The organism is Pseudosulfitobacter sp. DSM 107133 (genome assembly GCF_022788695.1).
In the GTDB taxonomy this organism is placed as follows: domain Bacteria; phylum Pseudomonadota; class Alphaproteobacteria; order Rhodobacterales; family Rhodobacteraceae; genus Pseudosulfitobacter.
This window is the reverse complement of the sequence record NZ_CP085154.1, coordinates 3,120,305-3,142,787: the sequence shown is the minus strand read 5'-3', so window position 1 is coordinate 3,142,787 and position 22,483 is coordinate 3,120,305. Positions and strand designations below refer to the sequence as shown.

The window sequence follows — 22,483 nt, the reverse complement described above, 5'->3', positions numbered from 1 at the left end:
GAAACAAGCCGGTTTTGAGCGATTTTCCGACTTGTTAGGGATTGGTTCCGACGATTAACCAATTGTTAATAAATTGGGCGCCCTTCTAAAATCGAGGGTGCGGCATTCAAAGTGGCAGGGATATGAACGTATTGATCGTTGAAAGCGAACCCGCGCTGGCAGAGCTGTGGCGCAGACATCTGGTCCGGTCAGGTATGCATGTGCGGGTGTCGCACACGCAAGAAGACGCCATACGCGTGATTGCCGAGGATTGCCCCGAGATCATTATTCTTGATCTGGTGCAGGTGGAGGGCAGCGCGCTGGCCGTGTCCGATTTTGCCAGCTACCGCTGCCCTGATGTGCAGGTCATCTTTGTCACCAACACGACGTTCTTTTCAGACGGGTCGATTTTTGCCCATGCCCAGAACGCCTGTGCCTTTGTCCAAAGCGGAACCCCGCCCGAAGATCTTGCCGCGATGGTCGAACATTACGGTTCGCGGCACCCGCGAAGGTCTGCCTAGAGACCCTGGCCACGCCCGTGGGGCGCGTCGAAATCGGGGTCGGGATTGATCGGGATGATCCGGTGCGGGTTGATGGTCTCGTGGCTGTAATAATAGTGGCGCACGATATGATCGAAATGGACCGTTTCGGCCACGCCGTCCCATTGGTACAGCTCGCGCGTATAGGCCCACAGGTTGGGATAGTCGGTAATCCGTGCGCGGTTGCATTTGAAATGGGTGTGATACACCTTGTCAAAGCGCACCAGCGTGGTGAACAGCCGCCAGTCGGCCTCGGTGATCTGCTCGCCCATCAGATAGCGGTTCTGGCCCAGCCTGTCTTCCAGCCAGCCCAGCGTGTCAAACAGCGGGTGCACGGCATCGTCATAGGCTTGCTGTGTGGTGGCAAAGCCGGATTTGTACACACCGTTGTTCAACGTGTCATAGATGCGGTCGTTGACGGGTTCGATGGCGGAGCGCAGTTCGGACGGCCAGTAATCGTCGGTGTTGCCGGTGATCTCGTTGAACGCGCTGTTCAACATGCGGATGATTTCGGCGCTTTCGTTGCTGACGATGGTTTCGCGCTGTTTGTCCCACAGGATCGGTACTGTCACGCGCCCCGAGAATTTCGGGTCGGCGCGGGTGTAGATGTCGCGGGCAAAGGGCAGGCCGTACAGGGTGTCGCCGGTTACGCCGTCGTAATCGGAGTCAAAGGACCAGCCGTCGCCCAGCATGTCGGGATGCACGACCGAAACGCTGATGTGATCGGTTAACCCTTTGAGCGCGCGGAAGATCAGCGTGCGATGGGCCCAGGGGCAGGCCAGCGCGACGTACAGGTGATAGCGGCCCGATTCGGCGGCGAAACCGCCCGCGCCCGAAGGGCCCGCCGTGCCGTCTGCGGTGATCCAGTTGCGAAACCTGGCTTGGGCGCGTTCAAATTTCCCACCCGACGATTTCGTGTCGTACCACTGGTCGTGCCATTCACCGTCAACAAGCAAACCCATGCCATTCTCCTTTGCTGCTTGGGACAAACCTAGGGCGGCGCAGGCCAAAGGCCCATTGCCGCCGCCGCGCAGCCGCTCTGCGCAGGCGCACATTTCTGCAACAGCCGCAGTGCAGCAATTGGGGCTTCATGATAAATTCACTTGAAGCTGGTTAGAGTTAGGCCAAGTTTTATCTTGATAGAACTGGGGACGACCATGACGACATATCTGCCCAAAGAGGTTCAGGCCGGTCTGGACAGCGCCCGTTTGGCCAGCCTGAAAAAGGCGTCGCGCCTGCGTGTGAACATTGACGGGGTGACCCATCCGGTGCTGCGCATGTGGAAGACCGGGTTTTCGGTCGACGCGGCAACCGCGCCCTATTTGCGCGGCTATGTCGATCTGTATGACGGGGCCATCCACCTGTTCCAGTGTCTGATCGTCGCCACCGACGAAGAGGCGGGCGAGATGATCTATGAATTCAAGCGCGCCACCGCCGTTGCGGACAAACCTGCGCTGGATTTCGAAAAGTCACCCGACGCGCCCGTAGCGCTGCTGATGGACCGCCCTGCCGTCGATATGTGATCTGCACGCTTGACGCATCGTTGCGGCGCGGCTACTTGCAGGCAAGGGTCCGACCCCTGCCGCTCGCATTGATGGTGAAGTTCGGGAACCGACATCTGGTCCCTTTTTGGTACACATGCGGTCTGACGGCAACGCGAGCCCCTTCCCGATACCGCATCTGAGACCGAAAGAGGCTCAAGATGTTCTATCTGTCCTTTGCGGGTGCGCCATGACGCATACGCCCGCTTCCAATATTTTCCTGAGCGGCCCGTTGTTGCCGCTGTTTCTGCGCACGGCGGCGCCCATCATTCTGGTGATGGGGGTCAACGGTGCCTTTGCCGTGGTTGATGCCTATTTTCTGGGCGTCTATGTCGGCGCGCATGCGGTGATTGCGGTGACGCTGATGTTTCCGCTGTATATGATGCTGGCGGCGCTTTCGACGCTGGTGGCCAACGGGTTCTCGGCCATCTATGCCCAGGCGCTGGGCGCGGGTGACAGTGCGCGCGCCCGTGCCATTCTGGGCAGTGCGCTGCAACTGGCGCTGGTGGTCAGCGTGGCGTTGATGGCGCTGTTTGCCCTGTTTGGTGGTGCCGCTGCGCTGCGCGTGGCGGCGGGGGATGCCGGTCTGGCGGCCACCGGTCATCTGTATATCGCGATCCTTGTTTATGGCGCGCCGCTTGGGTTCCTTGTCGGGATCGGGGTTGATGCCCTGCGCGCCGAAGGCCGCATGGGCGCGATGGCGGCGATCATGCTGTCGGCGGCGCTGCTGAACATCGGCTTTGATGCGCTGTTGGTGGTCGGGATGGGCTGGGGCGTGGCGGGGTCTGCGATTGGCACGCTGCTGTCGCAGGTCTGCGCGGGGGCTGCGGTTCTGGCGTTGCGCCGTCGCCAGCCACCGCCGCAGGTGTGGCCGCTGTACCCGACCTATTGGGGGCGGCTTCTGGCGCTGGGCGCTCCGTCAAGCCTGGGGTATCTGGGGCTGTCGCTGTCAGCGGCGGTGACGCTGGGTGCGATCCAGATCTGGGGTGGTACGCAGTTCAATGCCATCTCGGGGGCCTTTGGCATCATCACGCGCCTGATGACCTTTGCATTTCTGCCACTGTTGGGGCTGTCGATGGCGTTCCAGACGATCACCGCCAATGCCTTTGGCGCGGGGCAGGGGGTGCGGGTGCAGGCCGCGCTGCGCATGGCTGTGGGTCTGGGCCTGGTCTATGGGCTGGGCGTGCAGGTGCTGTATCTGTTGGGCGCGCCGGGGCTGGGGGCGGTTTTTGTCGATGATCCGCAGATCGTCGCACAGGTGGCGCGGATCCTGCCGATCACCACGGCGACGATGTTCATGTTCGGGCCGCTGATGATAGTGGCGACGCATTTTCAGGCCATCGGAGACGCCCCGCGTGCGGGGCTGTTGGGGCTGTCGCGCACCTATCTGTTCGGGCTGCCGCTGACGCTGTTGTTGCCGCTGGTCTGGGGCGAGGTCGGTATCTGGCTGGCAGGACCGGTGGCAGAGTGTCTGGTGCTGGGGCTGACGGTTTGGGTGCTGTGGCGCAGATGGAGGTCAGACGAGACCGGACCAAGGTACACGGCACCACAGGCCAAAACGCTGAAATAATGCGGAATGAAAACGTTGCAGCGCCCACCTTGCGGTCGGGCGCTGCGCTTTGTCGCGTTTACTGCAAGTCGCCAAAGGCCGCGGTCAACCGCTTGACCGCCTCTTCGACGCGGCTGCGTTGTGTGGCGATGTTGAAGCGCATGAATGTCTCGCCGCCCTTGCCGAATGTCGGGCCGTAGTTGGTGGCAATCCGCGCATCTTTCTCGATCCGGCGGGTGATCTCCGCGCGGTCCATGCCGGTGCCTGCAAAGTCCACCCAGCTGAGGTAAGTCGCTTCGAGCGGCATCGCCTTCAGCCCCGGAATCGCGTTCACGCCCGCGTCAAAGATACGCGCGTTGCCAGCGATATAGTCCATCACATCGTCAACCCATGCAGCGCCTTCGGGCGAATAGGCGGCTGTGGCCATGAACAGCCCGAATGCGTTGGGTGACAGCCCCAGTGCGCCCATACGTTTGGCAAAGCGCGCGCGCAGGTCTGCGTCCTGGATGATCACATTGCCCACATGCGCCCCCGCGATCGAGAACGTCTTGGTCGTGGCGGACATCATCACCAGCCGGTCTGCGACGCCGTCGATCCTGGCCATCGGGATGTGGGTGTTGCCGGGCATCACAAGATCGTGGTGGATCTCGTCCGATACGATGATCAGGTCATGCCGTTTGGCGAACGCTGCCACGCCTTCCAGCTCGGCCTGTGTCCAGACCCGGCCACCGGGGTTGTGCGGGCTGCACAGGATCAGCAGCTTTTCACTGCCGTCCAGCTGCGCGTCCCATGCGTCGAAATCCAGTTCATAGCGGCCGTCGTTCAGGGCCATCTGGCATTCAACCACGCGCCGGTCGGCGGCGTTGATCACACGCGCAAAGGCGTGATAGATCGGCGTGAACATGACCACACCGTCGCCCGGTTGGGTATAGGTGTCGATGCACATGGCCGCGCCGTTCACCAGCCCGTGGGTGGTAAAGATCCAGTCGGTGTCGATGTCCCAGCCGTGACGCTCCTTCATCCACCACCGGATCGCGCCGCGATAGGCGCTGTCGTCGCCGAAATAGCCGAACATGCCGTGATCGACCCGCGCCTGTAGTGCGTCGACGATGCATTGGGGGGCGGCAAAGTCCATGTCTGCGACCCACATCGCCAGACCATCATCGGGCGAGACGCCATATGTCGGCTCCATCATGTCCCATTTTGCGCAATGGGTGCCGCGGCGGTCGATGATGTCGTCAAAACTCATAAGGGACTCTCCTGTGATTACGAAAGCATTGCTAACGTGCGCACAGCCGAGCGCAAGGGGGCGTTGCACCGCAGCCTGAGTTGCCCTACATGACCTGCCATGAAACGCCCTATCCTTTTGCACCCCGATCCACGGCTGAAAAAGCTTTGCACGCCCGTCACTGATCTGACGGACGAATTGCGCACGCTGGCCGACGACATGCTGGCCACAATGTATGATGCGCCGGGCATCGGGCTGGCGGCCCCTCAGGTGGGCGTATTGGAACGGGTTATTGTGCTGGACTGCGTCAAGGCCGAGGGCGAGGCTCCCCGGCCGATGATTATGTTCAACCCTGAAATCATCGCGGTTTCGGACGAGATGAATGTCTATGAAGAAGGCTGCCTGTCGATCCCCGAGCATTTTGCCGACGTGACCCGCCCTGCCGACGTGCAGGTGCGCTGGATCGACCGTGACGGCAAAGAGCAGACCGAAGAGATGGGCGGGCTGTGGGCCACCTGCGTGCAGCACGAGATCGACCATCTGGATGGCAAGCTGTTCATCGACTATCTAAAGCCGCTGAAGCGCCAGATGATCACCCGCAAGATGACCAAGCTGAAACGCGAACTGGCCCGCGAGAAATCATGACCCTGCGCCCGTTCCTGTCCTGGCCTGACAAGCGTCTGCGCACGGCGGCGGCGCCAGTGGACGAGATCACGGACGAGATTCACGCGCTGTGGGCCGATATGGTCGAGACGATGGACGCGATGCCCGGTGTGGGGCTGGCCGCGCCGCAGATCGGAGTGATGCTGCAAGTGGCGGTGGTTGATGCCACGCCCGACCGCAGCCGCCGGATTCTGCTGGCGAACCCGACGGTTCTGATGGCTTCGGACGAGGTCGAGGCGGGCACCGAAGCCTCGCCCAACCTGCCCGGTGTGCACGCCGAGATCACCCGACCCAAGGCGGTCACCGTGCGGTTTCTGAACGCGCAGGGGGTGATTGACCGGCGCGATTTTACCGGGCTTGAGGCGCGGTCGGTCCAGCACCAGATCGACCATCTGGCGGGGCGGATGTATTTCGACAATCTGGGCCGTGTGAAACGCGATATGCTGATCCGCAAGGCGCGCAAATCCCGCTGATCGGCTGCCCGTCAGGAAAGGACACAGGATGCGCATCATCTTTATGGGCACGCCCGATTTTTCGGTGCCGGTGCTGGACGCGCTGGTTGAAGCGGGTCACGAAATTGCCGCCGTTTATTGCCAGCCGCCGCGTCCTGCGGGGCGGGGCAAGAAGGACCGCCCGACGCCGGTCCATGCCCGCGCCGGGGCGTTGGGGCTGGAAGTGCGCCATCCGGTGTCGTTGAAATCTGCCGAGGCGCAGGCGGAATTCGCGGCCCTGCAGGCGGAGGTGGCGGTGGTCGTGGCCTATGGGCTGATCCTGCCGCAGGCCATTCTGGACGCACCTGCGCGCGGTTGTCTGAACATTCACGCCAGCCTGTTGCCGCGCTGGCGCGGGGCGGCGCCGATTCATCGCGCGATCATGGCGGGAGACGCTGAAACCGGCGTGTGCATCATGCAGATGGAGGCGGGGCTGGACACTGGCCCCGTGCTGCTGCGCGAAGCGACACCGATTGGCATGAGCGAGACAACCGCGCAATTGCACGACCGGCTGAGCGCGCTGGGCGCTGCGGCTGTTGTGCAGGCGCTGGCGCAGTTGGACGGGTTGCACCCGCAGGCACAGCCCGAGGACGGCGTGACCTATGCCCACAAGATCGACAAGGCCGAAGCGGCGCTGGACTGGTCACGCGATGCGGTCGAGGTCGACCGGCAAATTCGCGGGCTTTCGCCGTTTCCGGGGGCTTGGTTTGAACGTGACGCTGTGCGCATCAAGGTGCTGGGCAGCCGTCTGGCCGAGGGGCAGGGCGATGCGGGTGTGGTGCTGGATGATGCGCTGAGGGTGGCATGTGGTTCGGGTGCCGTGCAACTGACCCGCTTGCAAAAGGCCGGGCGCGGGGCGCAGGATGCGTCAGAGTTCCTGCGCGGCAACGCTTTGCCCGCAGGCACACAGTTGTAGGAGCACGCGATGTTTCCCGTTCTGATCGGCACCGTGGTGATTGCGGGGATCGTCGGCTATGTCTCTGAACGCTCGGGGTTCACCCGCAACGGTATTTTGCAAAGCATCATCATCTGCATCGGCGGGGCGTTTCTGTTCTACTTTGTGCGGCTGATGTTCGGCTTTGGCTTCAACAGCGCGGGACTGAACGCGATTGTGTCCAGCATCGGGGCGTTGATTATTGTCCCGACCCATTGGCGCAGGTAGCGGGCCGGCCCTTCGGGGAGGATTTTCTAAATCAGAGAAATAACCGGGTTCAGGATTTTGGCGGGGTCGAGCGGTAGGTGGGCAAGTGCCAGCCAAAGGCCAGCGAGCCTGCGCGCAAGGCCCATGTAACAGCCGCCCCTGCGGCCAGTGCAGGCAGGCCCGGTGCGATGTAAGCCGAAGTGAACCACAGCGCCAGCGCACCGCCAAAGGCCGCCGAGACGTAAAGTTCGCCCAGTTTCAACACCACGGGCACGTCGCCCACCACCACGTCGCGCATCAACCCGCCCATGCAGCCGGTGATCATGCCCATCAGGATCACGATGGGCGCAGGCGCGCCAAGGTCAAGCGCCACACCCGCCCCTGCGGGTACGGCGATGGCAAGGGCGAAGCTGTCGAGCCAGACAAGCGTGCGCAGGCGGCTTTCCAGCAGGTGCGCGGTGAAGAACACCACGATGGCCGCCCCACATGCGACGGCGATATAGGTGGGTTGGGCGATCCAGAACACCGGATTGCGATCCAGCAGCACGTCGCGCAGGGTGCCGCCACCCATGGCGGTCAGGCAGGCGATGAACAGAAACCCCACGGGGTCCATCTGGGCGCGGCTGGCGACCAGCGCGCCGGTCAGGGCAAAGATCATGACCGAGCCGAAATCGAGAAGCGCCAGCCAGCTCATAGCGCGGCCTTGATCCAGTCGATGGCGCGGTCGTGAGGCGCGGTCAGGCCGTCGGGCAGGGGGTCGTCCAGCGCCAGCCAGCCAAAGCGTAGCAGGGTTCCGTCGGGGCCTGCGTTCTGCCATTGGGCGCGCACGGGTGGCACCGTGCGGCACAGGGCGAAATGCCAACGTTCGCCCGCGATGATGTCGTCAGAGGTGCCCAGCAGCAGCGCGGCGCGTGTTTCCAGCCCGCCGATGGCATAAAGTGCCTGTGCGGCGGTGTTTTCGGGGCGGGCGTCGGGGGCGATGTCGGCGTGGACCAGTGCAGGCTGCGGATGCGTCGCGATGGCCAGACGACGGGGGGCTCCGTCGGGGTGCAGGGCCACGGGGCAGGCGACCAGCTTCATTTCGACTTGGTCTTGAAGGGGGCCATACCCGCGCGCGCCAGCGCATCGGCGCGTTCGTTCTCGGGGTGGCCTGCGTGGCCCTTGACCCATTTCCAGGTCACGTCGTGGCGGGCCTGCGCCTGATCCAGACGCTGCCACAGTTCGGCATTGGCCACCGGCTTTTTCGCGGCGTTCTTCCAGCCGTTTTTCTTCCAGCCGAAGATCCACGCGGTGATGCCGTTTTTGACATAGTTGCTGTCAGTCACCACGGTGATTTTGCTGGGGCGCTCCAGCGCCTCGAGCGCGTTGATCGCAGCCAGCAGTTCCATGCGGTTGTTGGTGGTCGCGGCCTCGCCGCCTTTCAACTCGCGTTCCTTGACGACCGCGCCGTTGTCCATTGCGCGCATCAAGGCCCCCCAGCCTCCCGGGCCGGGATTGCCGCTGCACGCGCCATCGGTATATGCAAATAAATCAGCCATGAGCGCGCAGACATAGCCAGTTGGCATAGGTGCCGTCCAGCCCCTTGTCGCGCCCGAATACGCGGGCGTCGATGGTAAACCCCGCGCTGGTCAGCAGGCCGGCCAGTTCGTCTTCGGAATAATAGGTGTACAGCCTGCCGATGCTGTCGCGGGCCGATCCGGTGCCCAGCTTCATGCCGATGTGGAAAAGCCCGCCCACCCGCAGGGCCGCCTTGAGCGCCGCCAGATGGCGTGGCATGTCGGCGCGCGGGGCGTGCAGCAGGCTGAAGTTGGCCCAGATGCCGTCAAACTGGCTGCTGATGTCGTCGAAGGTGCCAAGCTGCGCTGTCACGCCGGGGTGTTGCGCGGCCATGGCCACCATTTCGGGAACAGCGTCCATGGCGACCACGTCAAAGCCTGCCTGCGCCATCCGTCCGGCAGCGCGCCCCGGGCCGCAGCCCAGATCCAGCACGCGACCCGTGCCAAGGGTGGCGATGAAGTCGGTCAGTTGCGGGTCTTCGTGGTCGGTCATGGTGGCGTAATCTGCGGCTTTGGCCGCGTAGACATCCAATGTGGTCTTGTCACTCATGCGAAGACCCCGATGGCCAGACAGATCAGAACGATGCCGGTCAGCAGCAGCCGCAGCGACATCCACCACGCGGGCGCCAGCCCCCAGCGCCAGAATGCGAAATCCAGCAGCAGCAGACCCGCAAAGCCGATCATCAGGTTCAGCCCCGCCGCTTGGGGTCCGTTGCCTGTCATCAAAAAGGCCCAGAGTGCGGGAATGGTCGACAGGGCATAGCCTGTTGCGGCTTGTGCGCCTTGTGCCTTGGTGGCGAACCCCCACAGCACGCCGGACATGAACGACAGGATCACCGCGCCGTAAAACAGCTGGATGTAGGGGCCGACAAAACGTGCGCCCAGCGTGCGCAGGCACCAGTCGGCCAGATCGGCGTTCAATCCGGTGGCAGCGCCCCAGACAAAGGGGATCAGGCCCAACAGGCCCAGTATGAAAGGTGCGCGGGGGATTTGCATCATCGGGGCATCGGTCCTGTCAGACAGTGGGAGAAGGTCAGTCGCCGTTCCAGACCAGCTCAAGACGCAGCCCGCCGGGTTCTGCGAACATCATGTGCTGTCGGGGGCCGTCGCCCATGGGTTCGGGCATGAATTCGACCGTCACGCCGGGCCAGCCCGCGACCAGTTCGGCGGTGGCGATCAGGCTGGCATGGTCGGGGACGGACAGCGCCAGATGATGCAGGCCGATCTGGGTGTGCCGGTCAAAGGCGCGGGCGGATTTGTCCGCTTGCCACAGGGTCAGACGCAGGCTGCCGTCGGTGACGGTGTTGCGCGGATAGGTCAGATCCTGGGCAGTTTGCAGCCAGCCCAGACATTTGACGAAAAACCCCGTGGTCGTGTCCAGATCACGCACGGCAAGACCAAGGTGATCGAGGCCGCTGGTCTTGGGCATATCTCTCTCCTCAGGCGGGGGTGCGCAGCACGCGGGGGACTTTGAATTCGACGTTTTCCACGGCGGTTTCCACCAGTTCGGTGGTCACGTCAAAGCGGGCTTTCAGCGCGTCGATCACCTCGTTTATCAACACTTCGGGGGCGGATGCACCGGCGGTGACGCCGATTGAGGCGATTCCTTCAAGGCTGCGCCAGTCGATGTCGGCGGCCCGTTGCACCAGTTGCGCGTAATCGCAGCCTGCGCGTGCGCCGACCTCGACCAGACGACGCGAGTTTGACGAATTGGGTGCGCCGACAACCAGCATGGCATCGCATTTCGGCGCGATGGCCTTGACTGCTTCCTGCCGGTTGGTGGTGGCATAGCAGATGTCTTCCTTGTGGGGGCCGACGATGGTGGGAAAGCGCGCCTTGAGCGCTGCGACGATGTCAGCGGTGTCATCCACGCTTAGGGTGGTTTGCGTGACATAGGCCAGTCGCGCAGGGTCGCGCACCGTGACGCGGGCAACGTCATCGGGGGTTTCCACCAGCAGCACCTCACCTTCGGGCAATTGCCCCATGGTGCCTACGGTTTCGGGGTGTCCGGCGTGGCCGATCATGATCATTTGCAAGCCCGCCTCGGAATGGCGTTCTGCTTCGATGTGGACCTTGCTGACCAGCGGGCAGGTGGCATCGACATAGACCATCTGCCGGTGCTCGGCCGCGGCGGGGATGGCCTTGGGGACGCCGTGGGCCGAGAAGATAACGGGCCGGTCGTCGGGGCATTCGTCCAGCTCTTCGACAAAGATGGCCCCCTTGTCGCGCAGCCCGTCGACGACAAAGCGGTTGTGCACGATTTCGTGGCGCACATAGACGGGCGCGCCCCATTTTTCGAGCGCCATTTCCACGATCTTGATGGCACGGTCGACACCTGCACAAAACCCGCGCGGGGCGGCAAGGAACAGGGTCAGGGGCGGTTTGGTCGGCATATCAGGCTCCGGCATGGCGATATCAGACAGGTAGGATGTCGGGCGGGCCGCGTAAACCCTGTGGGCGCGGCTCAGTCGCCTTTGCGCCAGATCAGTTGCGCGGCTTCGGCGCGGTTTTTCACGCCCAGTTTGCGATAAGCGGACTTGAGGTAGTCCGAAACCGTATGCGGCGAGATTTCGCACATCCGGGCACATTCCTTGCGGCTCAGCCCGCTGGCGACCAGATAGATCAGCTCACTTTCGCGCGCGCTGAGGTCTGCGGTCACCGCGAACCCTGGCGCGACCTTGAGGTCGCGAAAGGCTGGATCCGGTTGGATGTCCTGTTCGCGGGCCAGCTCTTCGATCCTGCGGTGGGCGATCAGGCAGAAAAATCGCAAGGCTTCGGCCTTGGGGGCGATGCGGTCATTGAACTGGGCGCTCGACAGGCCGGTGCCAAGGTTGAAGCCGCCAAAGCGCTGCGATCCTTCCAGGCGCATGGGAATGCCAAGCCCCGACAAAAAACCATGTGCGGCGGCGTCTTTGATGAAATCCCTGGCTGTGTCGGGCAGGTAGGCGTGTTCAGACAGGAATTCGTAGCCCGTAAAGCTGATGGCGTAGCTGCGACAGCAATGCGCCAGAAACGGATCCTCCTGCGGTTGCAACGTCGCGTAGATGTCGGGCCGGTTGGTCAACGCGAACGGCGCACCGAAGTCGCTGTTCACCGTCAAGTAAATGACGTGATCAATGCCGCTTTCGGCGAGTCCTTCAAGCGTCAGTGCCCAAAGTGTCTGGATATCTTTGGCCTTATCAATGGCCGCTATTTTACTCTGCATCTACCCCTGCACCCCCCCCTTATTCGGGGGGTCGTGTTCTGCGGTGTTTTCACTAAAATGTGTAAGATAACATAAGACGAAAAAATTTATTTCAAGAAAAACCGGACCTCTTGCACGAGAGGTCCGGCCATTCAGCATTGAGCCACGCGCCAGATGGCAGCGCAGTCGGTCAGAAACAAGCGGCGCCTTTGCGTCGCTTAGCGTTCGTTTGCTACCGCGTTCTGGCGTGGTGCAAAGTCTTCATCGCGGGGTGGGCGGCCGATAACGTCTTTCAGCTCGTCCAGTTCGATGAAGTTGTCGGCCTGACGGCGCAGATCGTCCGAAATCATCGGCGGTTGGCTGCGGATGGTCGATACAACCGACACGCGAACGCCCTGACGTTGCAGGCTTTCGATCAGCGGGCGAAAATCACCATCGCCGGAAAACAGCACAATGTGATCCACACGCGGAGCAAGCTCCATTGCGTCGACCGCCAGCTCGATATCCATGTTGCCCTTGACCTTACGCCGCCCCATCGAATCCGTGTATTCTTTGGCGGGTTTGGTCACCATGGTGAAACCGTTGTAGTTCAGCCAGTCAACCAGAGGGCGAATGGGCGAATACTCGTCATTCTCGAGCAAGGCGGTGTAGTAAAATGCGCGCAGCAGTTTCCCACGACGCATGAACTCTTGACGCAACAGTTTGTAATCGATGTCGAAGCCCAATGCCTTCGCAGCCGCATACAAATTGGACCCATCGATGAACAGCGCAAGCCGTTCGTCCTTATAAAACATAAAACGTCCTTTCGAAAATCACCCTGTCTGCCTGTTTCCGTGAGTGTCTTGTTGAGTTAAGACAGAGTGTACCGCGCGAAAATAAGTATTTTTGAGTATGCCGCAAGGCACCCAAGGCGTCAAAAGGGGTATTCACCTGATGCAATTCCGGTCAGATATACTGATTGCCGTGGGGTCAAACGAGCGGTCTTCCGCCGGAACTCCCGTCGAAACGCTGAAAACAGCCTATGCGTGTGTTGAAAAAGCAGGGGCAGTGATTCGTGCGACAAGTCAATTTTACAACACGCCTTGCTTTCCCGCAGGGGCTGGTCCGGACTATGTCAATGCGGCTCTCGCGCTTGAATGGAATGCAACGCCACAAGAGATTATTGCGCAGTTGCACCGGATCGAGGCCGAACTGGGGCGCGCCCGTGTGCAGCGCTGGGGGCAGCGTACACTTGATCTGGATCTGATTGCGGTCGGGGATCGGGTACTGCCGGACCTGCCCGGCTATCGGCGCTGGCGTGACCTGCCGCTGGAGCGGCAGATGAAAGAAGCGCCGGACCGGTTGATCCTGCCACACCCGCGCATGCAGGACCGTGCCTTTGTGCTGGTGCCCCTGGCGGAAGTCGCTCCCGATTGGGTGCATCCGGTGTCCGGGTTAAGCGTGCTACAGATGCGCGATGCGCTGGATCCCGTCCTGCGTGCGGAGGTCAGGGCGCTGTAGCGGCGGGTGCTGCGTCGCTTTGGCACCTGTTTTCGCCTTGTCATCAGGTGCAGATGCGCCTAAATACACGTCTTCTGATATTATTGTTCTCTGCAGGAGCACCCAAATGGCCCGCGTAACCGTCGAAGACTGTGTAGATAAGGTTCCCAACCGCTTTGAGCTGGTGATGCTTGCCGCACATCGGGCACGCGAAATTTCGGCGGGCTCGGCTGTGACTGTGGATCGTGACAACGACAAGAACCCCGTCGTTTCCCTGCGTGAAATAGCAGAAGAAACCCAGGCTGCCGACGACCTGCGCGAGCGGATGATCGAAAGCAACCAGAACCAGATCGAAGTTGATGAGCCCGAAGAAGACGCAATGGCGCTTTTGATGGGTCAGGAAACAGCTGACAAACCCGACGAAGACAGCATGACCGAAGAGATGCTGCTGCGTCAGTTGATGGCGGCTCAGGGGCAGGGCTAACGCCTTAAGGTGCGGACCAAATGATATCTGCCGATGACCTGATCGCACTGGTCCGCAACTATAATCCGAAGACAAACGAAAAACTCATTCGTGCCGCCTATGACTATGGCGGCAAGATGCACGAGGGGCAGTTTCGCCACTCGGGCGAGCCGTATTTCACGCATCCCGTGGCGGTCGCCGCGATCCTGACCGAACAGCAGCTGGATGATGCCACGATCATCACCGCGCTGTTGCATGACACGATCGAAGACACCAAAGCCTCGTACAAGACCGTATCAGAGCTGTTTGGCGACGATGTTGCCACGCTGGTCGATGGCGTCACCAAGCTGACAAACCTGCAACTCAGCTCGCTGGAAACCAAGCAGGCCGAGAATTTCCGCAAGCTGTTCATGGCCATGTCCAAGGACATGCGGGTGATTCTGGTCAAACTGGCCGACCGTCTGCACAATATGCGCACGATCAAATCCATGCGCGTTGACAAACAGGTGCAAAAGGCACGCGAGACGATGGATATTTTCGCGCCGCTTGCAGGCCGGATGGGGATGCAGTGGATGCGCGAAGAGCTGGAGGATCTGGCCTTTCGGGTGCTCAACCCCGAGGCGCGTGCGTCGATCATCCGCCGCTTTGTCACCCTGCAACGCGAAACCGGCGACGTGATCCAGCGGATCACCAACGACATGCGCAAAGAGCTGGAAAAGACCGGGATCGAGGCCGACGTTTTTGGCCGTGCGAAAAAGCCGTTTTCGATCTGGCGCAAGATGCAGGAAAAGGATCTGACCTTTTCGCGGCTGTCGGATATCTATGGTTTTCGTCTGATTACCGAAAGCGAAGAGGATTGTTATCGCGCGCTTGGCACGATCCACCAGCGCTGGCGGGCGGTGCCGGGGCGGTTCAAGGATTACATCAGCCAGCCCAAGACCAACGGCTATCGGTCGATCCACACCACGGTTTCGGGGCGCGACGGCAAACGGGTCGAGGTGCAGATCCGCACCCGCCAGATGCACGACGTGGCAGAAAGCGGCGTGGCGGCGCATTGGTCCTATCGGGATGGGGTGCGGTCGCAGAACCCCTTTGCGGTTGATCCGGTCAAGTGGATCGCGGGGCTGACCGAGCAGTTCAACGACGAGGACGATCACGACGATTTTCTCGAAGCGGTCAAGCTTGAGATGTATTCGGATCAGGTGTTCTGCTTTACGCCCAAGGGCGATGTGGTGAAGCTGCCGCGCGGGGCGACGCCGATTGATTTCGCCTATGCGATCCACACCCGTATCGGCAACGCCTGCGTCGGGGCCAAGGTGGACGGAATGCGGGTGCCCTTGTGGACACGGGTCAAGAACGGCCAGTCGGTGGAGATCATCACCGCCGAAGGGCAGACGCCGCAAGTCACATGGCTGGAAATCGCGACAACGGGCAAGGCCAAGTCGGCGGTGCGCCGGTCCCTGCGCGAGGCCGACCGCGAGCGTTTCATCAAGCTGGGGCAGGAGCTGGCGCGTTCGGCATTCTCGAACGTGGGGCGCAAGGCGACGGACAAGGCGCTGGACACCGTGGCCAAACACCTGCGGCTGGCATCGGGCGACGAGGTTCTGGCGCGGCTGGGCAGTGCCGAGCTGACGGGCCGCGAGGTGGTGCAGGCGATTTACCCTGATCTGGCGCCCAAGGCGGGCAAAAAAGTGGACAAGCGCCGCGCGGTGATCGGTCTGTCGCCGGGCCAGAGTTTCGAGCGGGCGACATGTTGCCAGCCTTTGCCGGGCGAAAGGATCGTGGGCATCACCTATCGCGGCAAGGGCGTTGTGGTGCATTCCATCGACTGCCAGCGACTGGTGGATTTCGACGACCAGCCCGACCGCTGGCTGGACCTGCACTGGCACGATGGCAGCCACCCGGCCGTCTATGGTGCGACGCTGGACCTGACGATTGGCAACAATGCGGGCATTTTGGGCCGGATCTGCACCTTGATCGGCGACAGCAGCGCAAATATTTCCGATTTGGAGTTTTTGGACCGGAAACCGGACTTTTACCGGCTGCTGATAAATGTTGAACTGCGAGACGTGGAGCATTTGCATTCGCTGATGCTGACACTTGAGGCCGAAAGCGAGGTTGCGTCTATTGAACGCTTCCGCGATGTCACAAAAGGTGCTGCCGATCCGGCGCGTTTACACTGAACCCGAACGGGAAGGACTGAGACCCGGTGATCTTTAAACGTCGAGATCCCAAACCGTTCCTGCGCGCGTTGGCCGAGGCGCTGTGGCCGCGCGGTGGTTGGACGCGGGCGTTTCATTACGTCAAACACCGGGTGCGGCGGCTGCCTGATACGCCTGAACGCATTGCGCGCGGCATCTGGGCGGGCGTGTTCACGACGTTTACGCCGTTCTACGGGCTGCACTTTGTGGTGGCAGCGATGATTGGCAAGGCAATGCGCGGCAATCTGCTGGCGGCGCTGATGGCCACGTTCTTTGGCAATCCGCTGACCTATGTGCCGATTGGTATAGCGTCGCTGAAGACCGGCCACTGGCTGCTGGGCACCCGTATGGACCCGGACGAGCACCGCTCATTCGGGGGCAAGTTCTATGACGCGGCGGCTGACCTGTGGGACAACCTGATTGCCGTGGCACAGGGCCATGCGACCGACTGGACCGGGCTGGACCGGTTTTTTCATGACGTGTTCTTTCCCTATCTTGTGGGCGGCATTATTCCCGGCGTTATCTGTGGCACCATTGCCTATTACGTCTCTGTGCCGCTGTTGCGGGCCTATCAGAAGCGGCGCAAGGGCGCGATCAAAGCCAAATTCGAGGCGCTGAAGGCCAAGGCTGCGGAGAAAGCGGCGGCCAAGGCGGCCAGCAAATCCGAAGCGCGCACCGACAAAGAATAACGGGGGCGCTGCCCCCGCGCCTTGCGGCGCGCCCCCGGAGTTTATCCGGCAAGATGAAGGGGATGTATCGGTACAATGAACCCCTCGCGCTTGGGCGGCTCTGCGACTAGTCTGCGGCGCAAACAGTTTCTGGAGAAACCCTATGACAGCCCCTGGCCCCCTTCGTCTTGGTGTGAACATCGATCACGTGGCCACCGTGCGCAACGCCCGTGGCGGCGACACCCCTGATCCGTTGCGCGCGGCGCGGATTGCGCAGGAGGCCGGGTGCGACGGGATCACGGCGCATTTGCGCGAAGACCGCCGCCATATCTCGGATGCGGACATCGAGGGGCTGATGGAGGTGTTGAACGTGCCCCTGAACTTTGAAATGGCCGCGACCGAAGAGATGCAGAAGATCGCCCTGCGCCATCGCCCCCATGCGGTGTGCATCGTGCCGGAAAAGCGCGAGGAACGCACCACCGAGGGCGGGCTGGAAGTGGCGCGCGAAGAGAACAAGCTGGCGCATTTCATCGCACCGCTGCGCGAGGCCGGGTGCCGCGTGTCGATCTTTATCGCGGCGGATCAGCGTCAGATCGAGGCGGCGCACCGCATTGGCGCGCAGGTGATCGAACTGCATTCCGGGGCCTATTGCGACGCCCATCACGAGGGCCGTTTCGACGACCGCGACCGCGAGCTGGAGGCGCTGCGCGAGATGTCCGCATTCGCGCACGGGCTGGGGCTGGAGGTGCATGTGGGCCACGGGCTGACCTATGAAACGGTGCAGCCGGTGGCGGCCTTTCCCGAGGTGATGGAACTGAACATCGGGCATTTCCTGATTGGCGAAGCGATCTTTCGCGGTTTGCAGCCTGCCATTGCCGAGATGCGCCGCCTGATGGACGAAGCCCGTGGATAGCTATCGTTTCAACATCCCGCGGTTTGCCACCTTTTATCTGGGGCTGAGCATCGGCCTGCCGGTGCTGATCTTTCTGATCCGCCAGTATCTGGGATTTGACCTGAGTTCGGGCGGGATTTCGTTGATCCCGATCATGCTGACCACGCTGAACGAAGGCGCGCGTTTCGTGCGTGCGACAGGGCGGCGGCCCGAAAATCGGGAGGCGTGGAAGATGGCGGGCCTGTTTGCCCTGTTCGGGGTCATGTTGTCGATGCTGCTGGCGGCTGTGGTGCTGGTGGTCGCACCTGACATGTTGGGCGATCTGTCAAGTCTGGGCTTTGGCTTCGTGGCGGTGATGGTGGCTGCGATGGCCGTTGTTTATGTGCTGGTGGCGCGGGTGTTCTTTGCCCTTGGCGCGCGCAGTGAAGTGCGGCGGTTGCCGTGAGCTTTGCTCGGCGAAGATCTGGCGCGCTGTCTGTCTGCGAGGACGGGGGATCGGGGCGATGATCCTGGGCATTGGCACTGATCTGGCCAATATCGAGCGCATCCAGGGCACGCTGGACCGTTTTGGCGACCGCTTTCGCAACCGTGTGTTCACCGATGTCGAACAGGCCAAATCCGAGCGGCGTAAAGATGTCGCCGGCACCTATGCCAAACGCTGGGCCGCCAAAGAGGCGTGTTCCAAGGCCTTGGGCACCGGCCTGCGCATGGGCATTTCATGGCGCGACATGGCGGTCAGCAACCTGCGCACGGGCCAGCCGGTGATGCATGTCACCGGATGGGCGGCCGAGCGGCTGGCCGAGATGACCCCTGCGGGACATGAGGCCATCATTCACGTCACGTTGACCGACGATCACCCCTGGGCGCAGGCCTTTGTGGTGATCGAGGCGCGGCCCATAGCGGGGTGACGTATTGGCCGCATGCGGCCCGCCTTGACACCCTGACGCTGCACCCGCATGTAGCATCCTGACCCAAGCAGGAGCGTCCCATGGCTGCCAAGGAAAAATCCGGTAACGGATTCGTCGAAACGATCAAGACAATCGTCTATGCACTGCTGATTGCAGGCGTGTTCCGCACGCTGTTCTTTCAGCCGTTCTGGATTCCCTCCGGGTCGATGAAAGAGACGTTGCTGATCGGTGATTTCCTGTTTGTGAACAAGATGGTCTATGGCTATTCCTATGCCTCTTGCCCCAGTATTGTCATTCCCAGCATTGGCATCGACGTGGACGCCGAGGATATTTGCGGTGTCTTTGGCGGCGACAACACGCGCCTGTTCGGCGGCACGCCCGAACATGGCGATGTGGTGGTGTTTCGCCATCCGGTGTCGGGGCGCGATTACATCAAACGGCTGATCGGACTGCCGGGTGATACGGTGCAGGTGAAAAACGGCATTGTGATCCTGAACGGCGAACCCTTGCCGCAGGAGCCTGCCGGTACATTCTCGGAGCCGATGGAGCGGCAGGGGCCGCAAGGGCTGGTGCCGCGTTGTGAAAACGGGCCCGTCGGCGAGGGTGGCACCTGCACCAAGTCGCGTTTTACCGAGACGATGCCCAATGGTGTCAGCTATACTGTGCTGAACATGGCCAATCAGGGATCGGACAACACCAATATCTATCAGGTGCCGGAAGGGCATTACTTTTTCATGGGCGACAACCGCGACAACTCGTCGGACAGCCGGTTTTCGCAACTGGCCGGTGGCGTCGGTTTCGTGCCTTATGAAAACCTGATTGGCCGGGCAGACCGGATCATGTTCTCGTCTGCGGGCCGTTCGATGCTGTTCTTCTGGACATGGCGCAGCGACCGGTTCCTCAAGGGTATCTACTAGGCGATTTGATGAAGATTTCGAGCGAGCTCAGAGACTTTCAACACCGTATCGGACACGAGTTCGCCGATCCCACGCTGCTGACCGAGGCTGTGACACACGCGTCGATGTCGTCGCCGACACGGGGCGACAACCAGCGGCTGGAGTTTCTGGGCGACCGGGTGCTGGGGCTGGCGATGGCGCAGGCCTTGCTTGAGGCCGATACCGATGCGGCCGAGGGCAAGCTGGCACCGCGGTTCAACGCACTGGTGCGCAAGGAAACCTGCGCCGATGTGGCCCGCGAGATCGACGTGGGCGCTGTGCTGCGGCTGGGCCGGTCGGAAATGCTGTCAGGCGGCCGTCGCAAGGAGGCGCTGCTGGGCGATGCGATGGAGGCGGTGATTGCTGCCGTCTATCTGGACGCAGGCTTTGACGTGGCGCAGGCGCTGGTTATCCGGCTGTGGGGCAAGCGCATTCACGAGGTTGACGCAGATGCGCGTGACGCCAAGACCGCGATGCAGGAATGGGCGCAGGCCCAGGGGCTGCAACCACCCCGCTATGTCGAAGTTCACCGCGAGGGGCCGGATCATGCGCCCGTTTTCACAATTGCCGCGAAGCTGACCACAGGGGCCAGCGCGCAGGCCACCGCCAAATCGAAACGTCTGGCCGAACAGGCCGCCGCCGCCGCATTGCTGGCGCAAATGGAGAAGACCCAATGAACACCCGCGCCGGTTTCGTCGCCCTGATCGGAGAGCCGAACGCCGGCAAATCCACCCTGTTGAACCGGATGGTCGGGGCCAAGGTGTCGATCGTCACCCACAAGGTCCAGACCACCCGCGCGCGCATTCGCGGTGTCGCCATCGAGGGTGACGCACAGATCGTCTTTGTCGACACTCCCGGCCTGTTCCAGCCGCGCCGCCGGCTGGACCGTGCGATGGTTGCCGCCGCCTGGGGCGGGGCTGCGGACGCCGATGTGGTGGTTCTGATGGTCGAGGCGCACCGTGGCGTGAGCGAGGGCGTGGAGCGCATTCTGGAGGGGCTGGCGACCGTTGGCGAAGGCCGCAAGGTGGCGCTGGCGATCAACAAGATCGACCGCGTGGAATCGCAGGTTCTGTTGGGGCTGACCAAGGATCTGAACGAACGCTACGGCTTTGTCGAAACCTTCATGATTTCGGCTGAGAAAGGCTTTGGCGTGGATGCGTTGCGTACATGGCTGGGGGCGCAACTGCCCGCGGGGCCGTGGCTGTACCCCGAAGACCAGATTGCCGATCTGCCGATGCGTATGATCGCCGCCGAGATGACCCGCGAAAAGCTGACGCTGCGGCTGCATCAGGAGCTGCCCTATCAGTTGACGGTCGAGACCGAGAACTGGGAAGAGCGCAAGGATGGAACCGCGCGGATCGACCAGGTGGTGTACGTCAGCCGCGACGGTCACAAGGGCATTGTCCTTGGCAACAAGGGCGAGACGATCAAATCGGTCAGCAAGGCCAGCCGCGCCGAGCTGGAAGAATTCCTGGGCCGCCGTGTGCATTTGTTCCTGCAAGTCAAGGTGCGCGAGAAGTGGCAGGAAGAGGCCGAGCGTTATTCGCAGATGGGGCTGGATTTCAAAGATGGCAACGTTTGAACCTTTGGCCGAACGACCCTCCGGGGGGAGTTTATCTGGCAAGATGAAGCCATGAGCCGTCTGACGGCGCGGTTCTGGGTTGATGCCTATCTGACGCGGTTGCGGCTGTTTGACATTGCCGCTTTTGTGGTCGCCCATGGCGATGACACGGGCGGCGCGGTGCTGGTCAAGCTGAACACGCTGGACGGGCAGGCGGTGGTGTTTCACCGCAGTTTTGATCTGGAAAGTGACGCGCGGGTCTGGGCCGAGTTGGCCAAGGGGGCTGAGGCGGACGTGGACGCCGCGGTGGCACGCCAGCGCGGGTTCGATCCCGACCTGTGGGTGGTCGAGGTCGAGGACCGCGCGGGGCGACATCTGCTGGATCACGACGGGCTGGCCTGAGCATGGAGTGGCGGGGAACAGGCATCTTGCTGGCCGCGCGCAAACATGGCGAGACATCTGTGATTGTCGAAGTGTTCACCGAGGATCGTGGCCGTCATGCGGGTGTGGTGCGCGGTGGGACCAGCCGCAAGATTGCACCGATCCTGCAACCGGGCGCACAGCTTGACGTGGCGTGGCGTGCGCGGCTGGAAGATCATATTGGCAGTTTCACCGTCGAGCCGGTGCGCAGCCGCGCCGCGCAGGCGATGGGCGACAGGCTGTCGCTGGCGGGGTTGAACGCGGTGACGGCATTGCTGTGCTTTTGCCTGCCCGAGCGCGAGGTGCACGCGCCGCTGTACCGTCGGACCGAGGCCTTGCTGGACCTGATGGGGCAGACTGATATCTGGCCGCTGGCCTATCTGCGCTGGGAATTGGCGCTGCTCGAAGAGATGGGGTACGGGCTGGACCTGTCGGCCTGTGCGGTCACGGGGGGGACCGAGGGGCTGCGGTATGTCTCGCCCAGGTCGGGGCGGGCGGTGTCGGAACAGGGAGCAGGGGAGTGGGCGGACCGGTTGTTACCCTTGCCCGATGTGCTGCGCGGGCGCGGTGATGCGCCGGACGGCGAGATTGTGCAGGGGTTGCAGACCACGGGGCATTTTCTGCAAGCGCATCTGGCCGCAGGTCAGGGCCACCGCGCCTTGCCCGTGGCGCGGGCGCGGTTTGTCGAGGCGTTCAGTCGGCGGCTCTGAACATCATTTCGCGGCCTTTTTCATTCTTCAGAATCATCACATCGCCCAGCACTTCGATCAGGGTCATGTCTTGCAGCGCGGTGAAATAGCGGGTTTCGTCGGCAAGGGCCGGGCAGGCGCGGCGGGTGGCGCGCAGGGGGCCGGTCTTGAACCACGGGTAGGGAACCGACATCGTGCCGGAGAAGCCGTTACAGGGCCCCTGTCCATCAATCTTGCCGGTTTCGGGAAAGCGCAGCGTGGCTGTCGCCGCGAATGGCTGGCCGTCGATTTCAACAAGGGACCAGGTGCTGTCACCGGCGCCATAGGCGCGCGCGGTTTCATCTGCTTTGCAGGACACGGCGAAGGTCAGGGCGAAGATCAGGGCAATGCGCATGG

General features: G+C 62.2%; 31 protein-coding genes. 19 read left to right on the top strand and 12 right to left on the bottom strand.

Going from position 1 to position 22,483, the window contains the following annotated elements:
• Positions 1–122: 122 nt before the first annotated feature.
• Positions 123–500 (top strand): response regulator, encoded by a 378-nt coding sequence (locus tag DSM107133_RS15655; protein ID WP_114294560.1) that lies wholly within the window; start codon positions 123–125, stop codon positions 498–500.
• Here the strand turns inward: DSM107133_RS15655 and DSM107133_RS15650 are convergent.
• Positions 497–1,480: a glutathione S-transferase family protein gene (locus tag DSM107133_RS15650; protein ID WP_114294559.1), complete on the bottom strand. Its 984-nt coding sequence runs from the start codon at positions 1,478–1,480 to the stop codon at positions 497–499. The two genes, DSM107133_RS15655 and DSM107133_RS15650, sit on opposite strands and share 4 nt — an antisense overlap.
• Before the next feature lie 195 nt (positions 1,481–1,675).
• Here DSM107133_RS15650 and DSM107133_RS15645 point away from each other — a divergent pair, with 195 nt between their 5' ends.
• Together DSM107133_RS15645 and DSM107133_RS15640 are read left to right on the top strand one after the other, a co-directional pair.
• Positions 1,676–2,041 carry a hypothetical protein gene (locus DSM107133_RS15645; protein WP_114294558.1) on the top strand — a complete coding sequence of 122 codons (366 nt, stop codon included), beginning with the start codon at positions 1,676–1,678 and terminating at the stop codon, positions 2,039–2,041.
• Positions 2,042–2,249: 208 nt separating this feature from the next.
• Complete coding sequence (locus tag DSM107133_RS15640) at positions 2,250–3,629, top strand: MATE family efflux transporter (protein ID WP_114294557.1); 1,380 nt, start codon at positions 2,250–2,252, stop codon at positions 3,627–3,629.
• 58 nt (positions 3,630–3,687) lie between these two features.
• On the opposite strand, the gene DSM107133_RS15635 is transcribed toward DSM107133_RS15640, so the two are convergent.
• Positions 3,688–4,857 carry a MalY/PatB family protein gene (locus tag DSM107133_RS15635; protein WP_114294556.1) on the bottom strand — a complete coding sequence of 390 codons (1,170 nt, stop codon included), beginning with the start codon at positions 4,855–4,857 and terminating at the stop codon, positions 3,688–3,690.
• Positions 4,858–4,956: 99 nt separating this feature from the next.
• Here DSM107133_RS15635 and def (DSM107133_RS15630) point away from each other — a divergent pair, with 99 nt between their 5' ends.
• Genes def (DSM107133_RS15630) through DSM107133_RS15615 form a run of 4 tightly spaced genes read left to right on the top strand, consistent with a single transcriptional unit; the run spans position 4,957 to position 7,152 of the window.
• A complete protein-coding gene (gene def / locus DSM107133_RS15630) occupies positions 4,957–5,481 on the top strand; it encodes a peptide deformylase (RefSeq protein WP_114294555.1) in 525 nt (174 codons plus the stop codon).
• Entirely contained in the window at positions 5,478–5,972 is a 495-nt protein-coding gene (gene def / locus DSM107133_RS15625) for a peptide deformylase (RefSeq protein WP_114294554.1), read from the top strand. The genes def (DSM107133_RS15630) and def (DSM107133_RS15625) overlap by 4 nt, the downstream gene beginning before the upstream one ends.
• Positions 5,973–6,000: 28 nt before the next feature.
• Positions 6,001–6,906, top strand: a complete 906-nt coding sequence (fmt, locus tag DSM107133_RS15620; RefSeq protein ID WP_114294553.1) for a methionyl-tRNA formyltransferase — start codon at positions 6,001–6,003, stop codon at positions 6,904–6,906.
• Positions 6,907–6,915: 9 nt separating this feature from the next.
• Complete coding sequence (locus tag DSM107133_RS15615) at positions 6,916–7,152, top strand: hypothetical protein (protein ID WP_114294552.1); 237 nt, start codon at positions 6,916–6,918, stop codon at positions 7,150–7,152.
• A gap of 49 nt (positions 7,153–7,201) precedes the next feature.
• Here the strand turns inward: DSM107133_RS15615 and DSM107133_RS15610 are convergent, their stop codons facing one another.
• From DSM107133_RS15610 to DSM107133_RS15570, 9 genes are all read right to left on the bottom strand, one after another.
• Complete coding sequence (locus DSM107133_RS15610) at positions 7,202–7,825, bottom strand: trimeric intracellular cation channel family protein (RefSeq protein WP_114294551.1); 624 nt, start codon at positions 7,823–7,825, stop codon at positions 7,202–7,204.
• A complete protein-coding gene (locus tag DSM107133_RS15605) occupies positions 7,822–8,211 on the bottom strand; it encodes a hypothetical protein (RefSeq protein ID WP_114294550.1) in 390 nt (129 codons plus the stop codon). The genes DSM107133_RS15610 and DSM107133_RS15605 overlap by 4 nt, the downstream gene beginning before the upstream one ends.
• The gene (gene rnhA, locus DSM107133_RS15600; protein ID WP_114294549.1) at positions 8,208–8,669 is read right to left on the bottom strand and encodes a ribonuclease HI; all 462 of its coding nucleotides are present in this window, start codon (positions 8,667–8,669) and stop codon (positions 8,208–8,210) included. The genes DSM107133_RS15605 and rnhA overlap by 4 nt, the downstream gene beginning before the upstream one ends.
• Positions 8,662–9,237, bottom strand: coding sequence for a class I SAM-dependent methyltransferase (locus DSM107133_RS15595; RefSeq protein ID WP_114294548.1), 576 nt, complete (start codon positions 9,235–9,237; stop codon positions 8,662–8,664). Before DSM107133_RS15595 ends, rnhA begins: the two co-directional genes overlap by 8 nt.
• On the bottom strand, positions 9,234–9,686 hold the full coding sequence (locus DSM107133_RS15590; protein ID WP_114294547.1) for a DUF3429 domain-containing protein: 453 nt from the start codon (positions 9,684–9,686) through the stop codon (positions 9,234–9,236). Before DSM107133_RS15590 ends, DSM107133_RS15595 begins: the two co-directional genes overlap by 4 nt.
• A gap of 34 nt (positions 9,687–9,720) precedes the next feature.
• Positions 9,721–10,116: a VOC family protein gene (locus tag DSM107133_RS15585; protein WP_114294546.1), complete on the bottom strand. Its 396-nt coding sequence runs from the start codon at positions 10,114–10,116 to the stop codon at positions 9,721–9,723.
• Positions 10,117–10,126: 10 nt separating this feature from the next.
• A complete protein-coding gene (gene ispH / locus DSM107133_RS15580) occupies positions 10,127–11,080 on the bottom strand; it encodes a 4-hydroxy-3-methylbut-2-enyl diphosphate reductase (protein WP_114294545.1) in 954 nt (317 codons plus the stop codon).
• Between the two features lie 71 nt (positions 11,081–11,151).
• On the bottom strand, positions 11,152–11,892 hold the full coding sequence (locus tag DSM107133_RS15575; RefSeq protein ID WP_114294544.1) for a LuxR C-terminal-related transcriptional regulator: 741 nt from the start codon (positions 11,890–11,892) through the stop codon (positions 11,152–11,154).
• A 197-nt stretch (positions 11,893–12,089) separates the two neighbouring features.
• Positions 12,090–12,665, bottom strand: a complete 576-nt coding sequence (locus tag DSM107133_RS15570) for an NYN domain-containing protein (RefSeq protein ID WP_114294543.1) — start codon at positions 12,663–12,665, stop codon at positions 12,090–12,092.
• 97 nt (positions 12,666–12,762) lie between these two features.
• Between DSM107133_RS15570 and folK the strand changes: the two genes are divergently transcribed.
• The 12 genes from folK to recO all read left to right on the top strand — a co-directional run bounded on the left by folK (position 12,763) and on the right by recO (position 22,108).
• Positions 12,763–13,371 carry a 2-amino-4-hydroxy-6-hydroxymethyldihydropteridine diphosphokinase gene (folK, locus tag DSM107133_RS15565; protein ID WP_114294542.1) on the top strand — a complete coding sequence of 203 codons (609 nt, stop codon included), beginning with the start codon at positions 12,763–12,765 and terminating at the stop codon, positions 13,369–13,371.
• Between the two features lie 106 nt (positions 13,372–13,477).
• Positions 13,478–13,834, top strand: a complete 357-nt coding sequence (rpoZ, locus tag DSM107133_RS15560; protein ID WP_114294541.1) for a DNA-directed RNA polymerase subunit omega — start codon at positions 13,478–13,480, stop codon at positions 13,832–13,834.
• Between the two features lie 20 nt (positions 13,835–13,854).
• Positions 13,855–15,996 (top strand): bifunctional (p)ppGpp synthetase/guanosine-3',5'-bis(diphosphate) 3'-pyrophosphohydrolase, encoded by a 2,142-nt coding sequence (locus tag DSM107133_RS15555; protein WP_114294540.1) that lies wholly within the window; start codon positions 13,855–13,857, stop codon positions 15,994–15,996.
• 26 nt (positions 15,997–16,022) lie between these two features.
• Positions 16,023–16,703, top strand: a complete 681-nt coding sequence (locus tag DSM107133_RS15550) for a DUF2062 domain-containing protein (protein WP_114294539.1) — start codon at positions 16,023–16,025, stop codon at positions 16,701–16,703.
• Positions 16,704–16,845: 142 nt separating this feature from the next.
• A complete protein-coding gene (locus DSM107133_RS15545; protein WP_114294538.1) occupies positions 16,846–17,595 on the top strand; it encodes a pyridoxine 5'-phosphate synthase in 750 nt (249 codons plus the stop codon).
• On the top strand, positions 17,588–18,019 hold the full coding sequence (locus DSM107133_RS15540; RefSeq protein WP_114294537.1) for an ABZJ_00895 family protein: 432 nt from the start codon (positions 17,588–17,590) through the stop codon (positions 18,017–18,019). Before DSM107133_RS15545 ends, DSM107133_RS15540 begins: the two co-directional genes overlap by 8 nt.
• Before the next feature lie 58 nt (positions 18,020–18,077).
• The gene (acpS, locus tag DSM107133_RS15535) at positions 18,078–18,482 is read left to right on the top strand and encodes a holo-ACP synthase (protein WP_114294536.1); all 405 of its coding nucleotides are present in this window, start codon (positions 18,078–18,080) and stop codon (positions 18,480–18,482) included.
• An 80-nt stretch (positions 18,483–18,562) separates the two neighbouring features.
• Entirely contained in the window at positions 18,563–19,399 is an 837-nt protein-coding gene (gene lepB / locus DSM107133_RS15530) for a signal peptidase I (protein ID WP_114294535.1), read from the top strand.
• An 8-nt stretch (positions 19,400–19,407) separates the two neighbouring features.
• Entirely contained in the window at positions 19,408–20,094 is a 687-nt protein-coding gene (rnc, locus tag DSM107133_RS15525; protein WP_114294534.1) for a ribonuclease III, read from the top strand.
• Positions 20,091–20,999, top strand: a complete 909-nt coding sequence (gene era, locus DSM107133_RS15520) for a GTPase Era (protein WP_114294533.1) — start codon at positions 20,091–20,093, stop codon at positions 20,997–20,999. The genes rnc and era overlap by 4 nt, the downstream gene beginning before the upstream one ends.
• 51 nt (positions 21,000–21,050) lie before the next feature.
• Positions 21,051–21,380, top strand: coding sequence for a DUF1491 family protein (locus tag DSM107133_RS15515; protein ID WP_114294532.1), 330 nt, complete (start codon positions 21,051–21,053; stop codon positions 21,378–21,380).
• Positions 21,381–21,382: 2 nt separating this feature from the next.
• Positions 21,383–22,108, top strand: coding sequence for a DNA repair protein RecO (gene recO / locus DSM107133_RS15510; protein WP_114294531.1), 726 nt, complete (start codon positions 21,383–21,385; stop codon positions 22,106–22,108).
• Here recO and DSM107133_RS15505 read toward each other — a convergent pair.
• Entirely contained in the window at positions 22,092–22,481 is a 390-nt protein-coding gene (locus tag DSM107133_RS15505; protein ID WP_114294530.1) for an META domain-containing protein, read from the bottom strand. The two genes, recO and DSM107133_RS15505, sit on opposite strands and share 17 nt — an antisense overlap.
• Positions 22,482–22,483 lie beyond the last annotated feature (2 nt).